21 protein-coding genes are annotated in these 26,761 nt (G+C 54.3%); 19 read left to right on the plus strand and 2 right to left on the minus strand.

Going from position 1 to position 26,761, the window contains the following annotated elements; translation table 11 throughout:
* Window positions 1-47: 47 nt before the first annotated feature.
* Complete coding sequence (locus tag ACFO4L_RS07735; RefSeq protein WP_377909114.1) at window positions 48-1,238, minus strand: phospholipase D-like domain-containing protein; 1,191 nt, start codon at window positions 1,236-1,238, stop codon at window positions 48-50.
* A 240-nt stretch (window positions 1,239-1,478) separates the two neighbouring features.
* Here ACFO4L_RS07735 and ACFO4L_RS07740 point away from each other — a divergent pair, with 240 nt between their 5' ends.
* The 10 genes from ACFO4L_RS07740 (at window position 1,479) to ACFO4L_RS07785 (ending at window position 15,986) form a co-directional block, all read left to right on the plus strand.
* Window positions 1,479-3,581 carry a (Fe-S)-binding protein gene (locus ACFO4L_RS07740; RefSeq protein ID WP_377909115.1) on the plus strand — a complete coding sequence of 701 codons (2,103 nt, stop codon included), beginning with the start codon at window positions 1,479-1,481 and terminating at the stop codon, window positions 3,579-3,581.
* Window positions 3,582-3,932: 351 nt separating this feature from the next.
* Window positions 3,933-5,123: an acetyl-CoA C-acetyltransferase gene (locus tag ACFO4L_RS07745; RefSeq protein ID WP_377909116.1), complete on the plus strand. Its 1,191-nt coding sequence runs from the start codon at window positions 3,933-3,935 to the stop codon at window positions 5,121-5,123.
* A 4-nt stretch (window positions 5,124-5,127) separates the two neighbouring features.
* Entirely contained in the window at window positions 5,128-5,979 is an 852-nt protein-coding gene (locus ACFO4L_RS07750; protein WP_377909117.1) for a 3-hydroxybutyryl-CoA dehydrogenase, read from the plus strand.
* 19 nt (window positions 5,980-5,998) lie between these two features.
* Entirely contained in the window at window positions 5,999-7,141 is a 1,143-nt protein-coding gene (locus ACFO4L_RS07755) for an acyl-CoA dehydrogenase (protein WP_377909118.1), read from the plus strand.
* 30 nt (window positions 7,142-7,171) lie between these two features.
* Window positions 7,172-8,314, plus strand: coding sequence for an acyl-CoA dehydrogenase (locus ACFO4L_RS07760; RefSeq protein ID WP_377909119.1), 1,143 nt, complete (start codon window positions 7,172-7,174; stop codon window positions 8,312-8,314).
* A 20-nt stretch (window positions 8,315-8,334) separates the two neighbouring features.
* On the plus strand, window positions 8,335-9,258 hold the full coding sequence (gene meaB, locus ACFO4L_RS07765) for a methylmalonyl Co-A mutase-associated GTPase MeaB (RefSeq protein ID WP_377909120.1): 924 nt from the start codon (window positions 8,335-8,337) through the stop codon (window positions 9,256-9,258).
* 4 nt (window positions 9,259-9,262) lie between these two features.
* Window positions 9,263-9,928, plus strand: coding sequence for a TetR/AcrR family transcriptional regulator (locus tag ACFO4L_RS07770; RefSeq protein ID WP_377909121.1), 666 nt, complete (start codon window positions 9,263-9,265; stop codon window positions 9,926-9,928).
* Between the two features lie 3 nt (window positions 9,929-9,931).
* The gene (icmF, locus tag ACFO4L_RS07775) at window positions 9,932-13,204 is read left to right on the plus strand and encodes a fused isobutyryl-CoA mutase/GTPase IcmF (protein ID WP_377909122.1); all 3,273 of its coding nucleotides are present in this window, start codon (window positions 9,932-9,934) and stop codon (window positions 13,202-13,204) included.
* A gap of 154 nt (window positions 13,205-13,358) precedes the next feature.
* Window positions 13,359-13,850: a DNA-directed RNA polymerase subunit delta gene (gene rpoE / locus ACFO4L_RS07780; protein WP_377909123.1), complete on the plus strand. Its 492-nt coding sequence runs from the start codon at window positions 13,359-13,361 to the stop codon at window positions 13,848-13,850.
* A 540-nt stretch (window positions 13,851-14,390) separates the two neighbouring features.
* The gene (locus ACFO4L_RS07785) at window positions 14,391-15,986 is read left to right on the plus strand and encodes a CTP synthase (RefSeq protein ID WP_377909124.1); all 1,596 of its coding nucleotides are present in this window, start codon (window positions 14,391-14,393) and stop codon (window positions 15,984-15,986) included.
* Between the two features lie 130 nt (window positions 15,987-16,116).
* Here the strand turns inward: ACFO4L_RS07785 and ACFO4L_RS07790 are convergent, their stop codons facing one another.
* Window positions 16,117-16,623 carry a DUF2529 family protein gene (locus ACFO4L_RS07790; RefSeq protein WP_377909125.1) on the minus strand — a complete coding sequence of 169 codons (507 nt, stop codon included), beginning with the start codon at window positions 16,621-16,623 and terminating at the stop codon, window positions 16,117-16,119.
* Window positions 16,624-16,836: 213 nt separating this feature from the next.
* Between ACFO4L_RS07790 and ACFO4L_RS07795 the strand changes: the two genes are divergently transcribed.
* The 9 genes from ACFO4L_RS07795 to ACFO4L_RS07835 all read left to right on the plus strand — a co-directional run bounded on the left by ACFO4L_RS07795 (window position 16,837) and on the right by ACFO4L_RS07835 (window position 26,740).
* Complete coding sequence (locus tag ACFO4L_RS07795) at window positions 16,837-17,211, plus strand: response regulator (RefSeq protein ID WP_377909126.1); 375 nt, start codon at window positions 16,837-16,839, stop codon at window positions 17,209-17,211.
* A gap of 219 nt (window positions 17,212-17,430) precedes the next feature.
* Window positions 17,431-18,297: a class II fructose-1,6-bisphosphate aldolase gene (gene fba, locus ACFO4L_RS07800; protein WP_377909127.1), complete on the plus strand. Its 867-nt coding sequence runs from the start codon at window positions 17,431-17,433 to the stop codon at window positions 18,295-18,297.
* A gap of 114 nt (window positions 18,298-18,411) precedes the next feature.
* Window positions 18,412-19,059, plus strand: a complete 648-nt coding sequence (fsa, locus tag ACFO4L_RS07805; protein ID WP_377909128.1) for a fructose-6-phosphate aldolase — start codon at window positions 18,412-18,414, stop codon at window positions 19,057-19,059.
* 112 nt (window positions 19,060-19,171) lie between these two features.
* On the plus strand, window positions 19,172-20,458 hold the full coding sequence (locus ACFO4L_RS07810) for a UDP-N-acetylglucosamine 1-carboxyvinyltransferase (protein WP_377909167.1): 1,287 nt from the start codon (window positions 19,172-19,174) through the stop codon (window positions 20,456-20,458).
* A 411-nt stretch (window positions 20,459-20,869) separates the two neighbouring features.
* Entirely contained in the window at window positions 20,870-22,141 is a 1,272-nt protein-coding gene (gene rho, locus ACFO4L_RS07815; protein WP_377909129.1) for a transcription termination factor Rho, read from the plus strand.
* Between the two features lie 134 nt (window positions 22,142-22,275).
* Window positions 22,276-22,518 carry a type B 50S ribosomal protein L31 gene (locus ACFO4L_RS07820; protein WP_377909130.1) on the plus strand — a complete coding sequence of 81 codons (243 nt, stop codon included), beginning with the start codon at window positions 22,276-22,278 and terminating at the stop codon, window positions 22,516-22,518.
* A 184-nt stretch (window positions 22,519-22,702) separates the two neighbouring features.
* A complete protein-coding gene (locus ACFO4L_RS07825) occupies window positions 22,703-23,332 on the plus strand; it encodes a thymidine kinase (protein WP_377909131.1) in 630 nt (209 codons plus the stop codon).
* A 192-nt stretch (window positions 23,333-23,524) separates the two neighbouring features.
* Window positions 23,525-24,715 carry an acetyl-CoA C-acetyltransferase gene (locus ACFO4L_RS07830; RefSeq protein WP_377909132.1) on the plus strand — a complete coding sequence of 397 codons (1,191 nt, stop codon included), beginning with the start codon at window positions 23,525-23,527 and terminating at the stop codon, window positions 24,713-24,715.
* 21 nt (window positions 24,716-24,736) lie between these two features.
* Window positions 24,737-26,740: a sigma 54-interacting transcriptional regulator gene (locus ACFO4L_RS07835; RefSeq protein WP_377909133.1), complete on the plus strand. Its 2,004-nt coding sequence runs from the start codon at window positions 24,737-24,739 to the stop codon at window positions 26,738-26,740.
* Window positions 26,741-26,761 lie beyond the last annotated feature (21 nt).

Below are 26,761 nucleotides of genomic sequence, written 5' to 3' on the forward strand. Positions count from 1 at the left end.
TCTTGATGTTAGTAATCAATACCCCTTTACGCCCTTTATAAACGCCTTTACATCCACGACGAAATGAGTGTAGCCGTTTTTTCACGAAGGCGGTCCGGCCACGTCCGGCTGCTGAGAAGATGGTACGTAATCGGCTCGCCGTACTCGTAAAAGTCGGAGTCGAGACCCGGCAGGATCGACTGGATCCACGTCCGGTCCCGAATCGTACAGGAAGCTTCGTGATTAATGTAGAAGCTTCTCATATCAAAGTTAGCCGTTGTAATATCAATGACGTGATCATCGATTAAAATCACCTTTGCATGATAAAACCCTTCCGCAAACTGGCGGACTTCAACGCCTGCATCGAGCAGCTCCCGGAAATACGGGAAGGCAGCGTCCTTTACGAGCGGGTGATCCGGATGCTTCGGAATGAGCACGCGGACCTTCACGCCCCGTTCTGCCAGGCGAATCACTTCACGGTGCATGTCCGCACCAGGAATATAGTAAGGCGTACCGATGAAGACTGACGTTTCTGCCTCGGCAAAAAGCGCTTTTAAATGATCGGTGACGTGCGCTCCGTCAGTTGAACGGAATTCAAGCGGCGTCGGATCGCTGTCTGCTTCGACAGGATCAGGGATCGTCAGCGGCTCGAGTGTATCCGCCTGCCAGTCCCTTGCAAACTGCCGGCTCAACGCTGGAATAGCAGCGCCCGTCACATACAGGTGATAGTCCCGCCAGATTCCGATGCGCGGGTCGCTTCCCGCATATTCATTGCCGGCATTAAAGCCGCCGATGTACGCATGCTTATTGTCAATCACCGTGACTTTGCGGTGATTCCGTTCGTTAATAGAATAAAACAGAAACGGGAGCCGAGGCTTTTGCGCGTACGAAAAGCGCACACCTGACTTCTTCAGCTCGCGCCTCGTCCGCAGCGGAAGACGTGCCCCGAGCCAGTCAAGCAGCAGACGGACGTCCAGTCCCTCCGAAGCCTTTTGCATCAGCACATCGAGAAATTCCCGGCCGACCTCGTCATCGCGAAAGATATAAAAGTGCATATGAATACAGGTGTCCGCCTGCTTCATTTTTTGCAGCATATGGGTAAATAACTCATCTCCCTGATTAAAAAAAGCAGCGTTTCCGCTCGTGCGAACCGGCGGAGCAGGCTCGCCGCTGCGGCGCCTGTGCCGTTTTTTTCCGATGTATAAATCAAGCGATATCCAGGCCAGCAGTGCAGCGAGGCCCCAGCGAAGTTTTTTCATGTCAAATCCTCCTCGTTGTGACTGCTTTCGTTATCTTCCCGTTTTCAAAGGCGGTTAATCTAGCAGAACAGGTCAAAATTGGAAAAGAAAGCGCTTTCCAAGAAGGGATATTGTGCTATAATAAATGTGCAGGTTAATTTCTTGCGAAAAATTTATGAATGAATACTCATTCAGTTCCAAAATGTGCTATACTGTTTTCAGACATTATCTGATTATTTTATTTGAAAGGGGCTGCTCCATATGGATCCAATCGTCATTAACTGGATCATGTTTCTGCTTGTAACCGCTTACGCTGTCTACCTGTTTGCTTCATTGGTCAGAACGCGTACCGCCTATATTAAGATGGGGAAAAAGCCGGAATTCATCATGTCGATGAAAGAGCGGCGTGATGCGCTCATCAAGCAGGTGTTTGGTCAGAAAAAACTATTGAAAGATAAGAAGAGCGGGATTATTCACGTCATGTTTTTCTATGGATTCCTGCTCGTGCAGTTCAGCGCAATCGACCTTATCTGGAAAGGATTGAATCCGGGCAGTCATCTGCCGCTCGGACCGATTTATCCGATTTTCACGTTCTTCCAGGAAATTGTTGTGCTTATGATTCTCGTTGCGGTCGTCTGGGCCTTCCACCGGCGTTACGTGGAAAAGCTCGTTCGTCTGAAGCGGAACTTTAAAGCCGGGCTTGTGCTCATCTTCATCGGCGGCCTGATGGTTTCGAAGCTCTTTGCCAAAGGGATGGAATTCATCTGGCTTGATAAAAACCTGACCGCAGCAGAACCGATTGCTTCCGGTATCGCGGCAGCATTTTCACCGATCGGGGCAGGCGCAGCGGGCGCCGGATTCTTCATTTTTTGGTGGGCACACCTGCTGTTTTTGCTTATATTCCTCGTGTATATTCCGCAGTCCAAGCACGCGCACCTGATTGCAGGACCAGCGAACGTCTGGCTGGGACCGACACATAAGCGCGGGCAGCTGGAAGCGATCGATTTTGAGGATGAAGAAGCAGAGAAATTTGGTAAAAACCAGATCGAGGACTTCGATCAGAAGCAGCTCATGGATCTCTACGCCTGTGTGGAATGCGGACGCTGTACGAATATGTGTCCGGCGACAGGCACCGGAAAGATGCTTTCACCAATGGATCTGATTTTAAAAATGCGGGACCATCTAACAGAAAAAGGAGCCGCAGTTACGTCGCAGTCACCGTGGATGCCTGCCTATGCGTTCGGTCACACCCGCGGCAACCAGCTCGCCGGGGCGAGTGAAGAAGAGATTAAGAGCATGGACATCAATCCGTATGACGTCAGCCTGATCGGTGATGTGATTACGGAAGAGGAGCTCTGGGGCTGTACAACGTGCCGCAACTGTGAGGATCAGTGCCCGGTAATGAACGAGCACGTCGATAAAATTATCGACATGCGCCGCTACCTCGTCTTAACCGAAGGAAAAATGGATCCGGATACCCAGCGTACGATCAAGAATATTGAAAAGCAGGGCAATCCGTGGGGCATTAACCGGAAAGAGCGCGAGAACTGGCGCGATGGACGTGAGGACATCGATGTTCCAACTGTCCGTGAAATGAAAAAGCGCGAGGAAGAATTTGAATACCTCTTCTTTGTCGGATCGATGGGATCCTACGACAACAGAAGCATGAAGGTCGCGCAGTCGTTCGCAAAAATCATGAACGAAGCCGGCATCAAGTTCGCCATCCTCGGCAACAAAGAGAAAAACTCCGGTGACACGCCGCGCCGCATCGGGAACGAATTTCTGTTCCAGGAGCTTGCGCAAGCGAACATTCAGGAGTTCGAAAAGAACGACATTAAAAAAATTGTGACGATCGATCCGCATACGTACAACACGTTCAAAAACGAGTATCCGGACTTCGGACTCGAGGCGGAAATCTTCCATCACAGCGAGCTCTTGTTCCAGTGGATTCAGGAAGGACGCATCAAACCGACCTACGAAGTGAACGAGCAGATCGTCTACCACGATTCCTGCTACCTCGGCCGCTACAATGATGTCTACGATCCGCCGCGTGAAATATTGAAGGCGATCCCTGGCGTGAAGCTTGTCGAGATGGAACGCAACCGTGAAAACGGCATGTGCTGCGGCGCCGGCGGCGGGATGATGTGGATGGAGGAAGACACCGGAACGCGCGTGAACGTGGCCCGTACCGAGCAGGCGCTCGCCACGTCGTCTTCGATGATCGGAAGCGCATGTCCTTACTGTCTCACGATGATGAGCGATGGTACGAAGGCGAAGGAGGTCGACGAAGACGTGCAGACGCTCGACGTCGCGGAAATCCTGGAACGTTCGATTGTAAAAAAAGAAGAACCAGCAGCCGTGTAAGAGGAAGGGATGCGAGGGGGCTGTTCCGAATATGGGACAGCCCCCTCCGCTGTTCCGGTCTGCCTGTAAACTGGAACAGGCAAAGAATAACAGCGGATTGCAAGCTCTGCAGCTAGCTGTAACACCGTTTTCTTCGGCCTGCAGTGACGACTGCTGGACCGTCTACGTATACTCGTCGAGGAAAAACGGAAAGAAAATCCGGGAAACGGGAGACAGTTTCTGCAAAATGTTTTACAATAGTAGGTATGTAAGCGCTTTTATTTTCGCGGTAACCTGAGCGAGCGTTCATTCGACTGCATGTCAGCAGCAGAAGACGCCGCGTGATCTACATAAGCTGAAGGAGGATGTTGTATGAGCAGAACAGTTATTGTCAGTGGTGCACGAACGCCGGTCGGAAAATTAGGAGGGGCGCTATCCGGATTCACAGCTTCCCAGCTCGGCGGTATGGCGATTAAAGAAGCGATGAAGCGAGGCGGGACAGAGGCTTCCGCAGTCGATCACGTCATTATGGGATCGGTGCTTCAGGGAGGCCAGGGACAGCTGCCTTCCAGACAGGCGCTGCACGAGGCTGGTCTTCCGTGGGAGACAGAAACAGAGACAATTAATAAAGTGTGTGCTTCCGGCATGAGAAGCATCACGCTTGCTGATATTCTGCTTCGCGCCGGTGAACACGAAACAATCGTTGCCGGCGGGATGGAATCGATGAGCCAGGCGCCGTTTTTCGTAAAAGGAGCGCGTTTCGGCTTGAAGATGGGCGAGCAGAAATTCCATGACATGATGATCCACGACGGGCTGACGTGTTCGTTTACCGGAGCACATATGGGTACGTACGGCAATAAAACAGCGTCTGAGCACGAGCTGACGCGGGAGCAGCAGGACGAGTGGGCGTTCCGCAGCCACCAGAAGGCAGCGGCAGCAAGAGATGCCGGTAAAAATGACGAAATCGTTCCGGTCGAAGTACCTCAGCGAAAAGGCGATCCGCTCGTCGTCGAACACGATGAAGCCCCGCGCAGCGATACGACGGCAGACCGGCTTGCGAAGCTGAAGCCGGTGTTCGGAAGTGACGGCACGATTACAGCCGGAAATGCCCCGGGAGTCAATGACGGAGCAGCGGCTGTTGTTCTCACGACAGAAGCGAACGCAGAGAAGCAGGGTCTGACGCCGCTTGCGGTTATTACAGCACATACACAGCTTGCTGTTGAGCCGGAGAACTTTCCGAAAACGCCGGGACTTGTCATTAACAAGCTGCTGGAGAAAACAGGCATGAGCGTGGACGACATTGACCTGTTTGAAGTGAATGAAGCCTTTGCGGCCGTCTCGCTTGCGAGCGGGCAGATTGCCGGATTGGATCCGGAGAAGCTGAACGTAAACGGCGGGGCTGTCGCCATCGGACATCCGATCGGCGCAAGCGGAACGAGAATCATTTTGACGCTTGCGTATGAACTGAAGCGTCGCGGCGGCGGACGCGGCATCGCTGCGATCTGCAGCGGGGGCGGCCAGGGAGATGCCGTCATGATTGAAGTCAGCGGAACGGAGGCATAATCGCATGAACATACAAAAAGTGATGGTCGTCGGTGCCGGACAGATGGGCGCAGGCATCGCACAGGTTTGTGCAGCAGGCGGTTACGACGTCTATATGCACGATGTCAGTGAAGAAGCGGCCGAAAAGGGTCTGAAGGGTATCGAAAAGCGGCTCGCACGCGACGTGGAGAAAGAGCGGATGTCGGATGCCGACAAAGAACGGATTCTGCGCCGCATTCAGCTCTCGACCGATCTCGCGAACGCAGAAGACGTCGATATGGTCATTGAAGCAGCGGTAGAAAACATGGAGATCAAAAAGAATATTTTCCGCCAGCTCGATTCCCGGGCGCCGGAGCACGCTATATTGGCAACGAACACGTCGTCGCTTCCAATTACGGAAATCGCGGCCGAAACAAAGCGCCCGGATCAGGTGATCGGCATGCATTTTATGAACCCGGTGCCGGTGATGAAGCTCGTGGAGGTCATTCGCGGCCTGCAGACGTCCGACGAGGTTTACGACGCGGTGGCGGAAATGACGGGCAAGCTGAAAAAAACAGCAGTCGAAGTAAACGATTTTCCGGGGTTTGTGTCAAACCGGATTTTAATGCCGATGCTGAACGAAGCTATTTTCACCGTGTATGAAGGGGTGGCCGGTCCTGAGGAAATCGACAGTGTGATGAAGCTTGGCATGAATCACCCGATGGGGCCGCTCACACTCGCCGATTTTATCGGCCTTGATACGTGTCTTTATATCATGGAAACGCTCCACGAAGGCTTCGGCGACGATAAATACAGGCCGTGCCCGCTGCTGCGCAAGTACGTGAAAGCAGGCTGGCTCGGCAAGAAAACTGGACGCGGTTTCTACGTGTACGATTGAGCGGAAGGATGACGACAGCATGAATTTAACCTTTACAGAAGAACAGGAAATGACAAGACGGATGGTGCGCCAGTTTGCCCAGGAAAAAGTGGCGCCCGCTATCGAAAAAATGGAGCGGGAAGACCGCTTCCCGGAAGAAATCGTCCGCCAGATGGGCGAGCTTGGCCTCATGGGCATGCCGATTCCGGAGCAGTACGGCGGGATGGAAATGGACTACACGTCCTATATTCTTGCGATCCATGAGCTTTCCCGCGTCAGTGCGACCGTCGGCGTTATTCTCTCGGTGCATACATCAGTCGGGACAAACCCGATTCTTTACTTCGGAACAGAAGAGCAAAAGCAGCGCTGGGTGCCGAAGCTCGCCTCAGGCGAATACCTCGGAGCGTTCGCTGTTTCAGAAGCAGGAGCAGGAAGCGATGTTTCCGGGATGAAGACAACCGCGATTGCCGATGGCGACGACTATGTGTTAAATGGATCAAAAATGTGGATCACAAACGGCGGCTACGCCGATACGTATATCGTGTTCGCCCGCACCTCCAAGGATCCGGGCAGCAAAAGCATCAGCGCGTTCGTCGTGGAAAAAGGCACTCCGGGCTTTACCGTCCAGCCAAAGGAAAAGAAGATGGGCCTGAAAGGATCGAGCACGTGCCCGATCACATTTGAAGACTGCCGCATTCCAAAAGCGAACCGTCTCGGTGAAGAAGGAGACGGCTTCAAGATTGCCATGGCCAACCTGGATGCGGGGCGCATTGGTATCGCAGCGCAGGCGCTCGGCATTGCAGAAGCAGCGCTTGAAGCAGCAACGGCTTATGCAAAGGAACGCAAGCAGTTCGGCAAGCCGATCGGACAGATGCAGGGCATCGGCTTTAAGCTTGCCGATATGGCAACGAGCGTGGAAGCAGCCAAGCTGCTCACCTACCGGGCGGCCTCCCTGCGAAACGCAGGCAATCCGGCTGGAAAAGAAGCCTCGATGGCGAAAATGTTTGCTTCAGATACAGCGATGAAAACAGCGATTGAAGCGGTGCAGATTCACGGAGGCTACGGTTTTACAGAAGACTATCCGGTTGAGCGCTATTTCCGGGATGCGAAAGTGACCCAGATTTATGAAGGTACGAACGAAATTCAAAAAATCGTCGTCAGCAACCACCTGTTAAAAGGGTAATGCGGGCAAACGATAAAAGGAGCGGGAGACATGCAGTTTCAATTAACAGACGAGCAGGAAATGATCAGAAAAATGGTACGTGATTTTGCCGTAAACGAAGTAGAGCCGACAGCAGCAGAGCGGGATGAGGAAGAGCGGTTTGACCGCGGCCTGTTCGATCAGATGGCAGAGCTTGGCTTGACGGGCATTCCATGGCCGGAGGAATACGGCGGCATCGGCGCCGATTATTTAAGCTACGTGATTGCGGTAGAGGAGCTGTCGCGTATTTGTGCATCGACCGGCGTCACACTGTCAGCGCACGTGTCACTCGCCGGCTGGCCGGTGTACACGTTTGGCACAGAAGAGCAGAAGCAGCGCTACTTAAAGCCGATGGCAGAAGGCAAGCTGCTCGGCGCGTACTGCCTGTCAGAGCCGGGATCTGGAAGTGATGCGGCCGCCATGAAAACGACAGCGAAGCGTGACGGCGACGACTACTTGTTAAACGGCTCGAAGGTCTGGATTACAAACGGCGGTGCAGCAGACGTGTACCTCGTGTTTGCGCTGACGGACCCGGAAAAGAAGCATAAGGGCTGTACCGCGTTCATACTCGAAAAAGGCATGGAAGGCTTCACGATGGGCAAGAAGGAAAAGAAGCTCGGCATCCGTTCCTCCCCGACGCTTGAAGTGATCATGGACAACGTCCGCGTTCCAGCTGCCAACCGGCTCGGTGAAGAAGGGGAAGGTTTTAAAATTGCGATGATGACACTCGACGGCGGACGCAACGGAATCGCTGCACAGGCAGTCGGGATCGCGCAGGGAGCTCTCGATCACGCCACTGCCTACGCGAAGGAGCGAAAGCAGTTTGGCAAGCCGATCGGGCAGATGCAGGGCATCAGCTTTAAGCTTGCCGATATGGCAACGAAAATTGAAGCGTCCCGCCTGCTCACGTATCAGGCAGCTTGGAGAGAGTCAGAAGGTGTATCTTACGGTCTGCAGTCGGCCATGTCGAAGCTGATGGCTGGTGACACGGCGATGGAAGTAACGGTGGAAGCGGTCCAGGTACACGGCGGCTACGGCTTTACGAAGGATTATCCGGTGGAACGCTACATGCGTGATGCAAAAATCACGCAGATCTATGAAGGTACAAACGAAGTGCAGCGGCTCGTCATTTCGAAGATGCTGCTCGCAGACTAACGCAGTCAGGAGGGAAGCCGGTGAATGTAAATCTGGAGGCGCTGCTGGACGGCCGGGAACGGCAAGTCGGCCGCGCCATCTCCATTGTAGAAGACCGGCATCCGGACCAGCGGGAGCTGATGCAGAGAATTCATCCGCATACCGGCCGGGCACAGGTCGTCGGCATCACCGGATCACCCGGTGCCGGCAAAAGCTCACTCGTGAATCAGCTGCTGAAGCATTGGCGTCAAAAGGGCGAGAAGGTAGCGGTTGTGGCTGTCGATCCGACGAGTCCGTTTTCAGGAGGAGCACTGCTCGGCGACCGGATCCGCATGCATGATCACGACGCCGACAGCGGCGTGTTTATCCGCAGCATGGGCACACGCGGCAGCATCGGCGGGCTCTCGGAAGCGTGTCAGGATACGGTGCGGCTGCTCGATGCCGCAGGCTACGACCGGGTCGTGGTGGAAACAGTCGGGGTCGGACAGTCGGAGCTCGATATTATGAAAACGGCGGATACGGTTGCGCTTGTGTTGTATCCGTCAGGCGGCGACATCATTCAGGCCTTTAAAGCAGGCATTATGGAAATTGCCGACCTGTTCATCATTAACAAAGCCGATTTGCCGGGTGTAAACCAGCTGAAAGCAGAGCTTGAAGACCTCTTGCATATATCGGGAGCGCCTTCGTATAAATCAATCAGCGAAACGGTTTCAACGACTGGAGAAGGAACCGAGGCCGTCATTGAAGCACTGGAGAAGCACCACGAGTGGCTGAAGCAGTCGGGAGAAAAGCAGGACAGGCGCGTACGTCAGCTGGAAACGGACGTCCGCCGCCGCGTGCTGGAACGTCTCGGTAAAGAAGTCGAGCCGGTGCTCGCAGAAGTGATGCAGCAAGGCGGGACACACGATCCATATGAATTGGCAGACCGCATTTACAAACGGCTTCAGGATAGGAAAGGGGAGTGATCCGATGGGGAAAAAGCAGGTGCCGTCTCTCGTAAAGGATGAACGGCTTATTTCACGCCGCAGGGCGCAGATCGTCAAAGCCGCTGTCGGTTTATTTAACGAAAAAGGCTACCATAAAGCAACGACGAGAGAGGTCGCCAATGCATCCGGATTCAGCATCGGCACGCTCTATGAATACATCGGGTCGAAAGAAGACATCCTCTTTCTCGTTTGTGATTCGGTTTACGATGAGGTCGTCAGAAAGTGGGAAAAACTGCTCGACAGCAATCTGCGCGGGCTGGAACGGCTCCGGCAGGTGATCGAATCGTATTTCCGCGTCGTCGATGACCTGCAGGATGAAGTGCTCGTCATGTATCAGGAGACGAAGTCGCTCTCCGGGGAAGCGCTCCGCTACGTATTGGAAAAAGAAATCCGGATCAAGGACGTGTTTGAAAAAGAGCTCATCAACGCGCGGGAGGAAGGTGTATTAACGATGGATGACAGGCAGCTGTCGCTCGCTGCCCACCACATTCTCGTCGTCGGCCAGATGTGGACCTTCCGCCGCTGGGCCGTTCAAAAAGAATACAGCGTGGATGAATACATCGACTATCAGCTCCGTCAGCTCATTTACGGATTTGGAGTCAACGAACAGGCGCCGGATAAGCAGCCGGTGCCGCAAAAGGAGGAATAGCGTATGGAAAAGACGTCTCAACAGCCGGTTCAGCAGCAGGAAAAGTATGTCCCAAAGCACCCGGTCCGCTTCGTAACAGCATCCGCTCTGTTTGATGGACACGACGCGTCCATCAACATTATGCGCCGCATGCTGCAGGCGTCCGGCGCAGAGGTGATTCACCTCGGGCACAACCGGTCCGTCGGTGAAGTCGCACAGGCAGCCGTACAGGAAGATGTGCAGGGAATTGCAATTTCGTCCTATCAGGGCGGTCACGTGGAGTATTTCAAGTACTTGCACGATGAGCTGGAACGTCTCGGCGCCGGTCATATTAAGCTGTTCGGCGGAGGCGGCGGGGTGATTATTCCTGCTGAAATCCGCGAACTGCACGACTACGGCATCACACGCATCTTTTCACCGGAGGACGGACGCCGCTTCGGCCTGCAGGGCATGATCGATCAAATGATGGAAGCATGTGACTTTGAAACACCGGCTGCAGGACTTGGGTTGGAGCACATCATCGACGCGGATCGGCGGGCACTCGCTAAATTTATTACGAGTGCTGAGAAAAAGGCGTTCGGCGAGGAGCTCCGTGACGAAGAGAGCGGGGTGCTGGAAGCGATTCGCGAAAAGGCGGGTACGACAGCGCCGGTGCTCGGCATCACCGGTACGGGCGGTGCTGGAAAAAGCTCCCTGACCGATGAACTGATCCGCCGCTTTCTGCGGGCGTTTCCGGATAAACGGGCTGCCGTGCTGTCGGTCGACCCGACGAAAAAGAAAACCGGAGGTGCGCTGCTTGGCGACCGGATCCGCATGAATGCGATTCACCATGACCGCGTCTACATGCGCTCGCTTGCTACGCGGGACAGCCGGCAGGAGCTTTCGAAGGCTGTTGAGGAAGCCATCCCGGTTGTACGGCTGGCCGGTTTTGACCTGATTATCGTTGAAACGAGCGGGATCGGCCAGGGTGACGCTGCGGTGACAGACGTGTCTGACGTTTCCATGTACGTGATGACGAGCGAATTCGGAGCACCATCGCAGCTGGAGAAAATTGACATGATCGACTTCGCAGACATCATTGCCATTAATAAATTCGACCGGAAAGGATCGGAAGACGCACGCCGGGAAGTACGCAAGCAGTATCAGCGCAGCCATCTCCGCTTTGATGAAGAGCCGGAAACGATGCCGGTTTACGGTACAGTAGCGAGCCAGTTTAACGATCCGGGTACGAACCGTCTCTTTTTCGAGCTCGTTCAGGTGATCAACAACAGCTGCGGCATGGAATGGGAGACGGATCTTGGGGAGCATGACGAAATTCAGCTTCGCAGCGCCGTCATTCCGGCCGAGCAGGTGCATTATTTACGGGAGATTGCACAGACCGTAAAAGGCTACCACCAGGAAACAGAGGAGCAGGCGGGCTATGCGCGCAGTTTGTTCCAGCTGGAAGGCACGCTGCAGCTGCTGGAAGAAACCGGCGCATCGGTGGAAGACGTCGCCAGGCTGAAGCAGGAAACAGAGCAAAAGCTGCTTCCGGACGTCAAAAAGACGCTCGACACGTGGGAAAAAACGAAGCAGGCATATGCGCAGGATACGTTTACGACGAAAATCCGCGACAAGGAGATCGTGACGGAGCTGAAAACCCGCTCGCTTTCCGGACTTGATATCCCGAAGGTTGCCCTCCCGAAATATGAAAACTACGGAGATATCATCCGCTGGGTCCGCAGCGAAAACGTGCCAGGTGTCTTTCCTTATACGGCAGGTGTCTTTCCATTTAAGCGAAAAGGGGAAGATCCAAAACGGCAGTTTGCCGGAGAAGGCAGTCCGGCGAGAACGAACCGCCGCTTCCACTACTTGTCGGAGGGCGATGAGGCGAAGCGTCTCAGCACGGCGTTTGACTCCGTTACGCTTTACGGGGAAGATCCGGACTACCGTCCTGATATCTACGGGAAGGTCGGCGAATCCGGCGTCAGCATCTGTACGCTGGACGACATGAAGCAGCTGTACGAAGGCTTTGATTTGACCGCACCGTCCACGTCCGTGTCGATGACGATCAACGGACCGGCTCCGATCATCCTTGCGATGTTCATGAATACAGCCGTTGACCAGCAGGTCGAGCTCTTCACAGAGCGTGAAGGCCGCAACCCGACAGAAGACGAGCGCGCCCGCATTCAGGAGCAGACGCTGCAGGTCGTTCGCGGTACTGTTCAGGCCGACATCTTAAAAGAAGACCAGGGCCAGAACACGTGTATTTTCTCAACGGAATTTGCGCTGCGTATGATGGGGGATATTCAGCAGTACTTCATCGACCAACGCGTGCGAAACTACTATTCCGTGTCAATCAGCGGCTATCACATCGCAGAAGCCGGAGCGAATCCGATCAGTCAGCTGGCGTTTACGCTGTCCAACGGCTTCACGTACGTCGAGTACTACTTAAGCCGGGGCATGAACGTCAACGACTTTGCGCCAAATCTGTCCTTCTTCTTCAGTAACGGCCTCGACCCGGAATATGCGGTTATCGGTCGCGTTGCCCGCCGTATTTGGGCGACGGCAATGAAGAAAAAATACGGCGCGAACGAGCGCAGCCAGAAGCTGAAGTATCACATTCAGACGTCCGGCCGTTCGCTGCACGCGCAGGAAGTCGATTTTAATGACATCCGTACGACGCTGCAGGCCCTGATGGCGATTTACGACAACTGTAACTCCCTCCATACCAATGCGTATGACGAGGCGGTGACCACGCCGACAGAAGAGAGCGTAAGGCGCGCGATGGCGATCCAGCTCATCATCACGAAGGAGATGGGACTCGCCAAAAACGAAAACTCGCTGCAGGGCTCGTATATCATTGAAGAGCTGACCGACCTCGTCGAGGAAGCGGTTCTGCTCGAAATGGAGCGGATGAGCGACCGCGGCGGCGTGCTCGGCGCGATGGAAACACAGTACCAGCGCGGAAAAATTCAGGAAGAGTCCCTGCTGTATGAGACGAAAAAGCACAACGGCGACCTGCCGATCATCGGCGTGAACACGTACCTGAATCCGAACCCGCCGTCCGAAGAGGACTTCGATATGGAGCTTGCGCGTGCCTCCCGTGAGGAAAAAGAAGGTCAGATCTCCAGGCTGAAAGACTTCCAGGAGCGCCATGCACTAGAGGCGGAAGAAGCGCTGGAGCGGCTGAAGCAGACGGCGCTGTCCGGCGGCAACATCTTCGCAGAGCTCATGACAACCGTACGCTCAGCGAGTCTTGGTCAGATCACCTCTGCCCTTTACGAAGTCGGCGGACAGTACCGGCGCAACCTGTAGAAAATAATTTTACGCATCCGCTGGAAAAACAGGCGGCAGTATGTTTATAATGGAAGGTATGAATTTATGCGTATAACGGGAGCCGTCCGCCCGAAGCAAGGCGGGCTGCTTCTGATTATGGATACAGGATGAAGGGAAAGGGTGTGCCTCACTTATGGCGTTGAAGGATTACACAGAAGAACAGCTGAAGGAAATTTCGATGATTGAAGTGACGTTTGAGCTGCTGACGGAAAAGAACAGCCCCGAGGACTACGGTGTACTGATCAACCGCGTAGCTGAAATTCAAGGTCTGACAGAAGAGCGTAAGCAGGAGCGCATCGCGCATCTCTATACACAAATGTCTCTGGACGGCCGTTTCGTGAACCTCGGTGACAACCGCTGGGCACTTCGTTCCTGGTATCCGTTTGAGCAGACGGAAGAAGAGCTGTCTCAAATGATGCCGAAAAAGCGTAAAGCAGATGCAGAAGAGGCGCTTGAGGACGAGCTTGAAGAATACGACGAGTTCGAGGACATCGAGGACGAGCTGGACGAGCTTGCGAACGAAGAAGATGCAGACGTGGATGAATCAGACGAATTCGATACCGAAGAAGAGCCTGTCGTTGGCGAAGACGACGAGGATGAAGAAGAGGAAGAAGAAACGAATTAACAGACAACGAGAAGCCGTCCTGTGCAGCCAGCGCGGGGCGGCTTTCGTTTAGTCTGACAAAAGCGTGTGCGAGCGGACTGGCGTGCTGCGAAAGTGGTTCACATTTCCTGCAAAAGCGTGAACCTCTCTCCCGAAGCGTTTACCTTCAGCTGGAAAACGGTAACCTCGGCCGGCAAGTGTTCACGGGCATCAACCTGGGACTGATCTCCCGAAGAAAGCTTCATTTGCAACGGCAAAGCATTCAGCTTTGTTCCCTTTTTTGGCGCTCGCAGGGAGGCGCTTCTGGTTCACGCATCCGTTTCCATCCGGTCTGCACAACGAGGGCTTTAGCCTGATTTTGCGAGAGCATGAAAGTCCGCCTTGACTTTTGATCATGCCCCGGATAGAATCATGTTTGGGCTCCCTAAAACGGAGTAGCGGAACAGACATGTACGCGCCCCCTCTTTCTGAGAGGGGGCGCTTTTCTTTTTTGCACACAAAGCCCGGACGTAAAGCAGCGCCGGAAGGCATTCGGCATGCACGATAAAGGAGATGAGCAGAATGACAAAGTATATTTTCGTAACAGGCGGTGTCGTTTCCTCCCTTGGAAAAGGCATCACAGCCGCATCATTGGGAAGGCTCTTGAAAAACCGCGGAATGAAAGTGACCATCCAGAAGTTTGATCCGTACATCAACGTCGATCCGGGAACGATGAGCCCGTATCAGCACGGGGAAGTCTTCGTAACAGATGACGGGGCGGAAACGGACCTCGACCTCGGTCACTATGAGCGCTTCATCGACATCAACCTCGGTAAATACAGCAACGTCACGACAGGAAAGGTCTATTCCTCCGTCCTGAAAAAAGAGCGCCGCGGCGACTACCTCGGCGGGACCGTGCAGGTTATTCCGCACATCACAAATGAGATTAAAGGGCGCATCAAGCAGGCGGCTTCAGAAGGAAATCCGGATATCGTGATTACGGAAATCGGCGGCACAGTCGGAGATATTGAGAGTCTGCCGTTCCTCGAAGCGATTCGCCAGGTGAAGAGCGACCTCGGGGCTGAAAATGTCCTTTACATTCACTGCACGCTCATCCCTTATTTGGCTGCAGCAGGTGAAATGAAGTCGAAGCCGACACAGCACAGCGTGAAGGAGCTGCGCAGTCTCGGCATTCAGCCAAACGTGATCGTCGTGCGTACCGAGCGTCCGGTGCCGACAGAAATGAAGGATAAAATTGCGTTATTCTGCGACATTGATAAGCGGGCGGTGATTGAAGCGCGCGATGCGGATACTCTGTACGAAGTGCCGCTTCATCTGCAGGAGCAGAAGCTTGATCAATTCGTTTGCGACCACCTCAGCCTGAACTGCAAAGAAGCAGATATGACCGAGTGGAACGCGCTCGTCGACCGTGTTAAAAATCTCTCCCGCAGCATTACAATTGCCCTGGTCGGCAAATACGTCGAGCTTCCGGATGCATATTTGTCTGTGGCAGAGGCACTTAAGCATGCAGGCTTCCAGTTCGATGCTGACGTATCGATTAAATGGGTCAACTCGGAAGAAGTTTCACGTGAAACAATCGCCGAACAGGTTGCCGGTGCAGACGGTATTCTTGTGCCGGGCGGATTCGGCGACCGCGGTGTTGAAGGGAAGATCGCGGCGATTGAACACGCACGTGTTAACGGCGTTCCGTTTCTCGGCATCTGCCTTGGCATGCAGTTAGCCACGGTCGAATTTGCACGCAACGTACTCGGCTATGAGCAGGCGCATTCGGCTGAGCTCGATCCGGCGACTCCAGATCCGGTAATCGACCTGCTTCCTGAGCAGAAGGACGTGGAAGATCTTGGCGGCACGCTCCGCCTCGGCCTCTATCCGTGCAAGCTGACGCCGGACACGAAGGCGTTCGAAGCTTACGGAGAGCCGGTCGTATACGAGCGGCACCGTCACCGCTATGAGTTTAACAACAAATACCGCGAAGAAATGGTTGAAAAAGGCTTTGCTTTCTCCGGCACCAGCCCGGACGGCCGCCTCGTGGAAGTAATTGAGCTGACGGATCATCCGTTCTTTGTGGCGTCCCAGTTCCATCCGGAATTCGTGTCCCGTCCAACAAGACCGCAGCCGCTCTTCCGGGAGTTCATCCGCGCTGCTTCCGACAACTGATCGTATAGAAAATAAGAGAAGGACCGGCGGCCGCCGGTCCTTTCCTGTTTCAAGATGAAGTCATCCTGCTCTTAGAAGGTATTCCCTTTGATGAAGAGATTCTTTTCGGCCAGTGGTTCTGCTCGAAGCCTTAGTCTTCGTGCTCTTCGATGATTTCCTGCAGCTGAAAAAAGAGCATGTAGTACAGGTGAAGAGTGACGAGCAGGTGCGGCTCGCCGATCCGTGCGCCCGACTCGGTCGGGAGCAGCGGGCGCGTCACACCGGTCGGCAGGGAGAACGAGCGGATGCTGTCTGCTTCCTCCGAAGCTTCGGGTGAGGCGACGACGAGTACGGCCCCGGCATCGGCAGCACGTGTTTCGGCTGCGGCAGTCTCTTCACGGCTGGACGTGAACACCCAGACCGTATCCAAATCCGTCAGCACTGTGTCGTCCTCCAGCCGTTCGGCATCCTGAACGGCATCCGCCCCGTGCACGGCCTGGGATACAATTCCGCCGAGATCGGCGCTTGAAGCGACATAAAGATGACCATCGCCGATCAGGCTTTGCGCTGTCATCCGGGCAGCATCTTCGACGGACTCCTCAAGGGCCTCCAGCTTCTGAAGAAGCCCGCTCACTTGTGTATCAAACATTTTTTTCATGACTATCCATCCTTTCCTTTCCATCTAAGCCTATCATGAGCATAGCGGTTCCATCTAACTGTTGCCTGCAACACGCCGTTTGAAACCAGAAGAACCAGCGGGAACGGCCGATCCGAAAAACAATGATTGATCTTTTCGATCAGATTCACTATTATGGTAACAAAAGGTAATTGAAGGAAGAATATAGGGGAGTATGAAGGAAGGGGAATACGTATGGGCCAAAAACTGCTGGTTGTGGATGATCAAATCGGCATCCGCCTCCTGCTGAAGGAAGTACTGGAAAAAGACGGCTATGAAACGTTCGAGGCGTCCAATGGGCAGGCCGCACTCGACATGATTCAGTCTGAAGAGCCGGACCTTGTCCTGCTGGATATGAAAATACCGGGCATGGACGGTATTGAAATATTGCGGGAGATGCGTGCCAGAAGCATGGCAACAGAAGTATTTATGATGACGGCATACGGAGAAATGGAGCTGATGCGGGAAGCGGCGGATCTTGGAGCATCCCAGCAGTTTTCCAAACCATTCGATATTGATATCGTTCGGCAGAGCGTGCGGCGGTTTTTTGAGGAAAAGGCGAAACTGTAAGCGCTATCCTTGAAAATAATCGATTCAAACCCGTGAAACGGGAGCGGAATGTGCTATAATGAGGGCGTGAGTTTTTCTGGGCAGCAGCTGGTAAAACGTCCGAATCATACAAATAACAGCCGCGATCAAGCACGATCGCCTTTATTTGTATGCTTTACCCTGCAGTCATCAGAAAAGCTGAAAGAAGCACGTGACCATTCAGAAGGAGGACTTTAGCACATGCCTTTAGTATCGATGAAAGAGATGCTGGAAACAGCAAAAGCCAATTCTTACGGGGTAGGTCAGTTCAACCTGAACAACCTTGAGTTCACGCAGGCGATCCTGCAGGCGGCAGAAGAAGAAAAGTCACCGGTTATTCTCGGTGTATCCGAAGGTGCAGCCCGCTACATGGGCGGATTCAAATCTGTCGTAGCAATGGTTGAAGGGCTGATGGAAAGCTACGGAACAACGGTTCCTGTTGCGATTCACCTGGACCACGGCTCCAGCTTTGAAAAGTGCGTGGAAGCAATGTATGCCGGCTTCACATCTGTGATGATCGACGGCTCCCACCACCCGCTTGAGGAAAACATTGCTCTGACAAAGAAGGTTGTCGAAGTGGCTCACCTGCTCGGCGTTTCTGTTGAAGCAGAGCTTGGCCGTATCGGCGGACAGGAAGATGATTTGATTGTAGACGACGCAGAAGCGGCGTATGCGATCCCTTCCGAGTGTGACCAGCTGATCCGTGAAACGAACGTAGACTGCTTCGCACCAGCTCTTGGTTCTGTACACGGTCCATATAAAGGCGAGCCGAACCTCGGCTTTGACCGCATGGAGGAAATCTCCACGATGACGGAAGTGCCGCTCGTTCTGCACGGCGGAACCGGTATTCCGACAAAAGACATCAAAAAGGCGATTTCTTTTGGCACAGCTAAAATCAACGTGAACACGGAAAACCAGATTTCTTCTGCAAAGGCAGTCCGCGAGACGCTTGATGCGAATCCGGACATGATCGACCCGCGTAAATACCTCGGGCCGGCCCGCGAAGCAATCAAGGAAACCGTGATTGGTAAAATGCGTGAGTTCGGTTCTTCCGGCCAGGCGCAGTAAGCGAAAGGAGAAGGAGGTCAGCAGTGCGCTGACTCCTTCTTTTCCATCATGGGAGAAAGCGTTATCATTTGCCGGGGGAACCCGGACGATTTGCAGCAGAGGAGGAATTCAGCAGTGAAATTTTTTATTGATTCAGCCAATACAGACGAGATCCGCCAGGCGCAGGAGCTTGGCATTCTGGCAGGCGTGACGACCAACCCGTCTCTCGTAGCCAAAGAGGGGGCGGACTTTCATGAAAGGCTCCGGGAAATTACGAGCTTCGTTGAGGAATCTGTCAGTGCGGAAGTAATCGCGACAGACGCGGACGGTATGATCCGGGAAGGCAAGGAACTCGCGGAAATCGCACCGAACATTACGGTGAAGGTGCCGATGACCCTGGAAGGCCTGAAAGCTGTTCGGACGTTCAGCAGCCTCGGAATCAAAACGAATGTGACGCTTGTATTCTCAGCGAATCAGGCGCTGCTTGCTGCACGAGCCGGTGCAAGTTATGTTTCTCCGTTTCTTGGCAGACTGGATGACATCGGACACGACGGCCTCGAGTTGATCGGCACGATTTCCGACATGTTTGACCTGCACGGCATTGAAACAGAAATTATTGCCGCTTCGATCCGCCACCCGCAGCACGTAACAGAGTCGGCCCTGCGCGGCGCTCATATTGCGACGCTGCCGTGGAAGGTCATCGAGCAGCTGACAAAGCACCCGCTTACGGATATCGGTATTGAAAAATTCCTCAGCGACTGGCAGAAAAGCCAGAACGCCTGATAAAGCAAACTGACAGAGGCGGGCGACTCGTCCGCCTGCTTTCTCCGCACGAAGACAGCCCCGGGTACGCAGCAACAATCATCTCATTTTCGTTCAAGGAAGGAACCACGTGATGGATAAAATTTTAATTGAAGGCGGTCATCTGCTGGAAGGCAGTGTCTCGGTCAGCGGCGCTAAAAACAGTGCTGTTGCGCTGATCCCGGCAGCCATGCTGGCAGATTCAACCGTCATCATCGACAACCTGCCTGCTATTTCAGATGTAGGCATACTCGCAGATCTGCTTCAGGAAGCAGGAGCGGAAACAGAGTTTATCAACGGAGCACTTTCCATCAATCCGGAGCGGATGATCGCCATGCCGCTGCCGAACGGCCGTGTGAAGAAGCTGCGCGCCTCCTACTATATGATGGGAGCGATGCTCGGCCGCTTCGGCAAGGCCGTCATTGGACTGCCGGGCGGCTGCAATCTGGGCCCGCGCCCGATCGACCAGCATATTAAAGGGTTCGAAGCCCTAGGTGCGAAGGTGACAAATGAGCAGGGAGCGATTTATCTGCAGGCGGAGAAGCTGACCGGTGCCCGGATATATCTCGACGTCGTAAGCGTCGGCGCTACGATCAATATTATGCTTGCAGCGGTCAGAGCGGAAGGGCGCACCGTGATTGAAAACGCGGCGAAGGAGCCGGAAATCATTGATGTTGCTACGCTGTTAACAAACATGGGGGCAGAAATAAAAGGAGCAGGAACGAACGTCATCCGTATCGAAGGAGTAAAGGAGCTTCACGGATGCCGTCATTCGATTATTCCTGACCGGATTGAAGCTGGAACGTATATGATTTTCGCAGCAGCGATGGGACGCAGCGTAACAGTCGACAACATTATTCCGCTTCATTTGGAATCACTGATGTCGAAGCTTCGCGAAATGGGCGTGAAGATTACGGAAGATGAGGATGCGGTTCATATTGAACGGGCGGATCACCTGCGGCCGGTGGACATTAAAACACTTGTCTACCCGGGATTTGCAACCGATCTGCAGCAGCCCGTCACCGCGCTCTTAACGCAGGCTGACGGCTCCAGCATGGTCACCGATACGATTTACAGCGCCCGCTTTAAGCATACGGACGAGCTCCGCCGCATGGGAGCAGATATTAAAGTGGAAGGCCGCGCAGCACTGGTGAGCGGGACGTCCAGGCTGCAGGGAGCCCGCGTGCGCGCGACCGACCTGCGTGCAGGTGCAGCCCTCGTCGCCGCCGGTCTGATCGCAGACGGAGTGACAGAAATCACAGACGTGCATCATATTGACCGCGGTTATGCCAACCTCGAAGAGAAGCTGAATGCGCTTGGAGCGAATGTATGGCGTGAAAAGCTTTCCGTCGAAGAGGAAGAAGAAATTAAAAATTCATAGCGGGAATGCATTGGGCCGCGTCCTTTAGGTGGAGGATCTCGTATCCGGAGAAGACGCGATCTCCGCAGCAACCGGCGTGACGGACGGCGAACGGCCGAAAGGGTCCCGCTGCAAGGCTCAGACCGGTTTCTCTTACACGTTATGCGAGGACAGCCGCCGTCTTCCAAGCAACGTTTTCAGATCAGGCAGCCAGCGCCGGCTGCCGCAGGCGCTTTGCCTCTTTTTCAAAGCGCCCTGCCTGTTTTCCTCGTACTTCTGCAGACCGTCCTCTCTTGTCAGTCCAGCTCGATTATGATTAGATAAATAAGTCTTGCTTCGCACCGACAGTACAAATACGCTGCCGGATGCTTCCTGCTGGATTTTTGGAAGCAGCGGACAGCTTGAAAACGAAGAAAAGGTTTGGTGACACAAATGGGTGTAACATTAAAAGAAATGGAGCACATGAAGCTGAAAGAGCTTTACGCGCTCGCAAAGGAACATAAAGTTTCCTACTACAGCCAGCTTACGAAAAAAGAGCTGATTTTTGCTATTTTTAAAAAGCAGGCGGAAAACGAAGACCTGATGTTCATGGAAGGGATTTTGGAAATTATCCAAACGGAAGGCTTCGGCTTTCTGCGGTCTAATACATACAAGCCGAGCCCGCAGGATATTTACATTTCCGCTTCGCAAATCCGCCGCTTCCGGCTCCGTAACGGTGATAAAGTATCCGGGAAGGTGAGAAAACCGAAGGAAAACGAACGCTATTACGGACTGCTGCAAGTAGCTGCTGTAAACGGTGAAGATCCTGATAAAGCCTCGGAGCGTCCTCATTTTCCACAGCTGACACCGCTTTATCCGGATCGGAAAATGAAGCTGGAGCACGAACCGAAAATGGTCGCCTCCCGCGTACTCGATATGATTTCTCCGGTCGGCTACGGCCAGCGCGGGCTGATCGTAGCACCGCCTAAAGCAGGTAAAACCCTGCTGCTGAAGGAGGTCGCCAACAGCATCGCCGTCAATCATCCTGAAATGGAGATCATCGTGCTGCTGATCGACGAGCGCCCGGAAGAAGTGACGGATATGGAACGGTCCGTCAAAGGGGAAGTCGTCAGCTCCACGTTTGATGAAGTGCCGGAAAACCATATCAAGGTAGCTGAACTCGTACTTGACCGTGCGATGCGGCTCGTCGAAGCGAAGAAGGACGTCGTTATTTTGATGGACAGCATCACGAGACTTGCACGTGCCTATAATCTCGTTGTACCGCCGAGCGGACGTACGCTTTCCGGCGGGATCGATCCGGCGAGCTTTCACCGTCCGAAGCGCTTTTTCGGAGCTGCCCGAAACATTGAGGAAGGCGGCAGCCTGACGATTCTCGCTACAGCGCTTGTCGAAACCGGCTCCCGCATGGACGATGTCATTTATGAGGAATTTAAAGGCACCGGCAACATGGAGCTGCATCTCGACCGCAAGCTTGCCGAACGACGTATCTATCCGGCGATCGACATTCGCCGCTCCAGCACGCGCCGAGAAGAGCTGCTGCTGCCGCAGGAGCAGATTGAGAACCTGTGGGCGATCCGCCGTACACTCAACGATCAGCCTGACTTCATGGAAAAGTTCCTGAAGAAGGTGAAAGAAACGAAAACAAACGAAGAGCTGTTTGCTTCATTTAAGCGAGCCTCCAAGCCAAAGTCTTCTGATAAATAATCCGGTTCCGCATCCGGGTGAAATAGGACTTGCATTCCGCCTGGCCGCTTGTTATACTCCATCTATGTGTGAAGAAGTTAGTGCACAGACTTACTCTGTTTCGAGAGATTCAGGGCGGAAGGAGTTGAAAAGACATGAAACAAGGAATTCACCCAGAATACCGTAAAGTAGTATTCAAAGATTCCAGTACTGGCTTCATGTTCTTGAGTGGATCTACAGCGAGCACGGATCAGGAAATCGAGTGGGAAGACGGGAACACATACCCGCTTTACACAGTCGAAGTTTCTTCTGATTCTCATCCGTTCTACACTGGCAAGCAGAAGTTTGCTGATGCAGGTGGACGCGTAGACAAGTTCAAGAAGAAGTACGGAATGTAAGCAGACTCCATTCAGAGAAGCGGCCGGATCATTCCGGCCCGTCTCTGTCAGAACACGTGCGGAACCGACGCTGGATTACCCCGTTGGAGCTGAGGCTCTTAGCGGAAGCGTCGCGGATGCCGTGTTTTTTTTATGACTATTTGACCGCTGTACATACAAAAACCATGAACAGGGAGCGTCGCCTATGCATCTGACGAGTAAAGAAGGCTGGATTGAAGTGGTCTGCGGCAGCATGTTTTCCGGCAAGTCGGAGGAGCTGATCCGCCGAGTCCGCCGCGCAAGCTTCGGCCGCCAGAAAATACAGGTTTTCAAGCCGCAGCTTGACGACCGCTACAGTGAAACTGAAGTCGTCTCGCACAACGGGTCAAAAGTGTACGCGTATCCGGTGACAGATTCTGAGGATATTTACACCCTGCTTGAAAAAGATACACAGGTTGTCGCAATTGATGAAATTCAGTTCTTCGACCCGGCGATCGTCGACGTGGTGCAGACGCTTGCTGATGACAACAAGCGCGTGATCTGCGCTGGCCTGGATCAGGATTTCCGTGGAGAACCGTTCGGCTGCATGCCGCTGCTGCTGTCGCTTGCCGAATCGGTCACGAAACTGCAGGCGATCTGCCTTTCCTGCGGCTCCCCTGCCAGCCGCACCCAGCGTCTTATTAACAATAAACCGGCCTCCTACGATGATCCGATCATCCTCGTAGGTGCTTCCGAGCAGTACGAGCCGCGCTGCCGCCACTGCCACGACGTGCCCGGCAGACCGAAAACGACCCACGTGCCAGCCATCAACCTCGCCCGTAATACCGACCAGTAACCGAAAAACCAGCTGAAGCCGTTGTGCTCAGCTGGCTTTTTTAATGGGAGCGCAAAGGCTGATTGGACTGCGCTGAGGGCCATTTGTCCTTCCTTTGCTGAGGTGTACGGAAAAATGAACACTTTACGAGAGTGGCACGCTTATTGCATGATAAAGAAAGCGCATACGTAAAATTCAAAGGAGGACTTACACATGCGAAATGTAGTTATTGCAAGCGCAGCACGTACACCAGTCGGCAATTTTGGAGGCGCCCTTTCAGGAGTATCAGCCGTGGAGCTTGGGGCGCACGCTGCTAAGGAAGCGATTCAGCGGGCTGGACTTCAGCCGGATCAAATTGAAGATGTCTATATCGGTAATGTTCTTTCCGCCGGACTCGGGCAGAACGTTGCTAGGCAGACGGCGATAAAGGCCGGAATTCCGGATACGGTTCCGGCGACAACGATCAATAAGCTCTGCGGATCCGGACTTCGTTCGGTGAGCATGGCGGCCCAGTTTATTATGCTCGGCGACGCCGACATTATCGTAGCGGGCGGCACAGAAAGCATGAGCAACGCACCGTACGTCATGCCTGGCGCGAGATGGGGCCAGCGCATGGGCGACGGCAAGCTTGTCGATACGATGCTGAAAGACGGCCTGATGGACGCGTTTAAACCGGTGCACATGGGCATCACCGCTGAAAACATTGCAGAGCGGTGGAACATTTCCCGTGAAAGGCAGGATGCATTTGCACTGGAAAGCCAGCAGCGCGCCGGCCGTGCCGTGGAAGAAGGCCGCTTTCAGGATGAGATTGTGCCAGTCGATGTACCGGGCCGCCGAGGTGAAGTGACAACCGTGTCCGACGATGAATTTCCAAAGCCGAACGTGACGATGGAGAAGCTGGCGAAGCTGAAGCCGGCCTTCAAAAAAGACGGAGGCACAGTGACAGCAGGAAACGCTTCCGGCATCAACGATGGGGCAGCGATGCTCGTCGTCATGTCAGAAGAAAAGGCAAACGAGCTCGGAGTAAAGCCGCTCGCTGTCTTAAAAGCTTACGGCAATGCCGCACTTGATCCGGACATCATGGGCTACGGGCCGGTACCGGCTGCGAAACAGGCATTGGAGCGTGCCGGCTGGGGCATTGATGATCTGGACGTCGTGGAAGCAAATGAAGCATTTGCCGCACAGTCACTCGCTGTCGTCGATGATTTAAAGCTCGATCCGGCAAAGGTTAACGTAAACGGCGGCGCGATCGCACTCGGGCACCCGATCGGTGCCTCCGGCGCGCGCGTGCTGACCACCTTGCTGTATGAATTAAAGCGAAGCGGTCAGAGCCGGGGGATGGCGGCACTCTGCATCGGCGGGGGCCAGGGAACGGCGCTGCTCGTCGAACGGCCGCAGCAGTAAACGAAGTGGAGGAGAGCCGATATGCTGAGCCGGATTCACGTTCATCACATTTTAAAGCAGCCAAACCTCGTGCTGTGCACGACGGATACCATTCAGGAGGCAGCCGCGGGCTTATACCGTCTTAAGGATGAGGCAGTACCGGTCGTCGATGCTGACGGAAAAGCGGCGGGCTGGATTTCGGCCGATACGCTCATGAGCTCGATGATGAACGGGCTCGGACCGGATACGCACGTTGAGGCTGTCATGGAAAAGCCGGACGTGATGCTGAGGGAGCACGATGTTCCTGCCGGATGGCGCTGGCTTCCGCCGGTCCTGCCTGTTGCAGATGAGGCAGGCGGACTTGCCGGTGTCATTCACGCAGACGACTGGCTGAAGGAAGCGGACAGACTGGCAGCAGCAGAACGAAAAGAGCTGCTGCGCGTTCTCTGTCCGCAAGGAGGGATGCTCTGTCTCCTTTCCGGCAGCGGAGAGATTCTCGCGTCAGCCGGAACGGAGGCCGCAGAGCTGCAAGAGATTCCGGGAGGCGGCGAGCTCCTCTCTTACCTGCATGGGAAAGCGGAGGCGGTGCCGACGACGGTCGAGAAAGAAGGTCGTACGTATCACCTGCTCGCAGAGCCTGCAGGCGGCTCGTTCCTGCTGCAGGTACGCTCGGACGAAGCGCCGGCAGATGAAGCCTGGAAAGACAAGGCGGAACAGATGGAAATGGTGATTGAGCTCTCCTCCGACGGGATTATCATGGTCGACCGCAGCGGCATCATTACAATGGTTAATAATGAGTACGCCCAGTTTATCGGGATGAAGGAAGAAGATATGGTTGGCCGCCACGTCGCCGACATCATCGAAAATACGCGTATGCACATTGTCGCCGAAACCGGTAAGCCGGAAATTGCCGATATCCAGAAAATCAACGGCGACTATATGGTCGCTAACCGGCTGCCGCTTTACAAGGACGGCGAGCTCGACGGAGCGGTCGGCAAAGTGCTTTTCAAAAATTTAGGCGGCTTCAAGGCGCTGAAGCGGCGAATTGAAAAGCTGGAACGGGAGCTCGACTCTTATAAGGGTGAATGGCGCGAGACTAACCGGGCCAGCTACCAGTTCCACCAGCTGCTAGGGAAAAGCGCCGCATGGAACCGGACGAAGGAAATGGCCCGGCAGGCTGCTGCCACGGACAGCAGCGTGCTGCTTCAGGGAGAGAGCGGGACAGGAAAAGAGTTGTTTGCCCACGCGATTCATCTGGCAGGTCCGCGTGCACCTGGTCCGTTCGTGAAGGTTAACTGTGCGGCGATTCCCGGCGATCTGATCGAATCCGAGCTGTTTGGCTACGTAGAAGGATCGTTTACCGGCGCTAAACGCGGCGGTAAAAAAGGCAAATTTGAAGCAGCGGACGGCGGTACGATTTTTCTCGATGAAATCGGCGAACTGCCGCTGCATCTTCAGGTAAAGCTCCTTCGCGTCCTGCAGGAGCGGGAGGTGGAGCCGGTGGGTGCCACGGCGTCACGAAGCGTGGATATCCGGGTTATCGCGGCGACCAACCGGGACCTTGAAAGCATGATTGAAGACGAACAGTTCCGGCTCGACCTTTACTACCGGCTGAACGTTTTTTCCATCCTGATTCCGCCGCTGCGTGAACGGACAGACGATTTGGAGGAGCTTGTGCCGCATTTTCTCGCGCGAGCCTCGGAGCGAACCGGCACGTCGGTCGCCGGCGTCGATGAGGATGTCTGGCGGCTGCTTCGCACGTACAGCTGGCCCGGCAACACGCGGGAGCTCGAAAACGTATTGGAACGGTCGGTTACGATCGCGCGCGGCAGCAGCTCGCTGAAGCCGGAGCACCTTCCGCCGTCGATTCGCGGCGGTACGATGGAAAAGCCAGCTGCCTTGCAGCAAGTGCTGCAGGAGGCGGAACAGCGGGCGGTGGAGCAGGCGATTCGCTATGCAGATGGAAATAAATCGCTCGCTGCCAGCCTGCTCGGCATCAGCCGGACGTCTCTGTATGAAAAACTGAAGCGGTATGAAAAGGTATAGTGCCAGCGCCGGGACAAGCTT

This window comes from Bacillus daqingensis (assembly GCF_042654445.1).
In the GTDB taxonomy this organism is placed as follows: Bacteria; Bacillota; Bacilli; order Bacillales; family Salisediminibacteriaceae; genus Alkalicoccus; species Alkalicoccus luteus.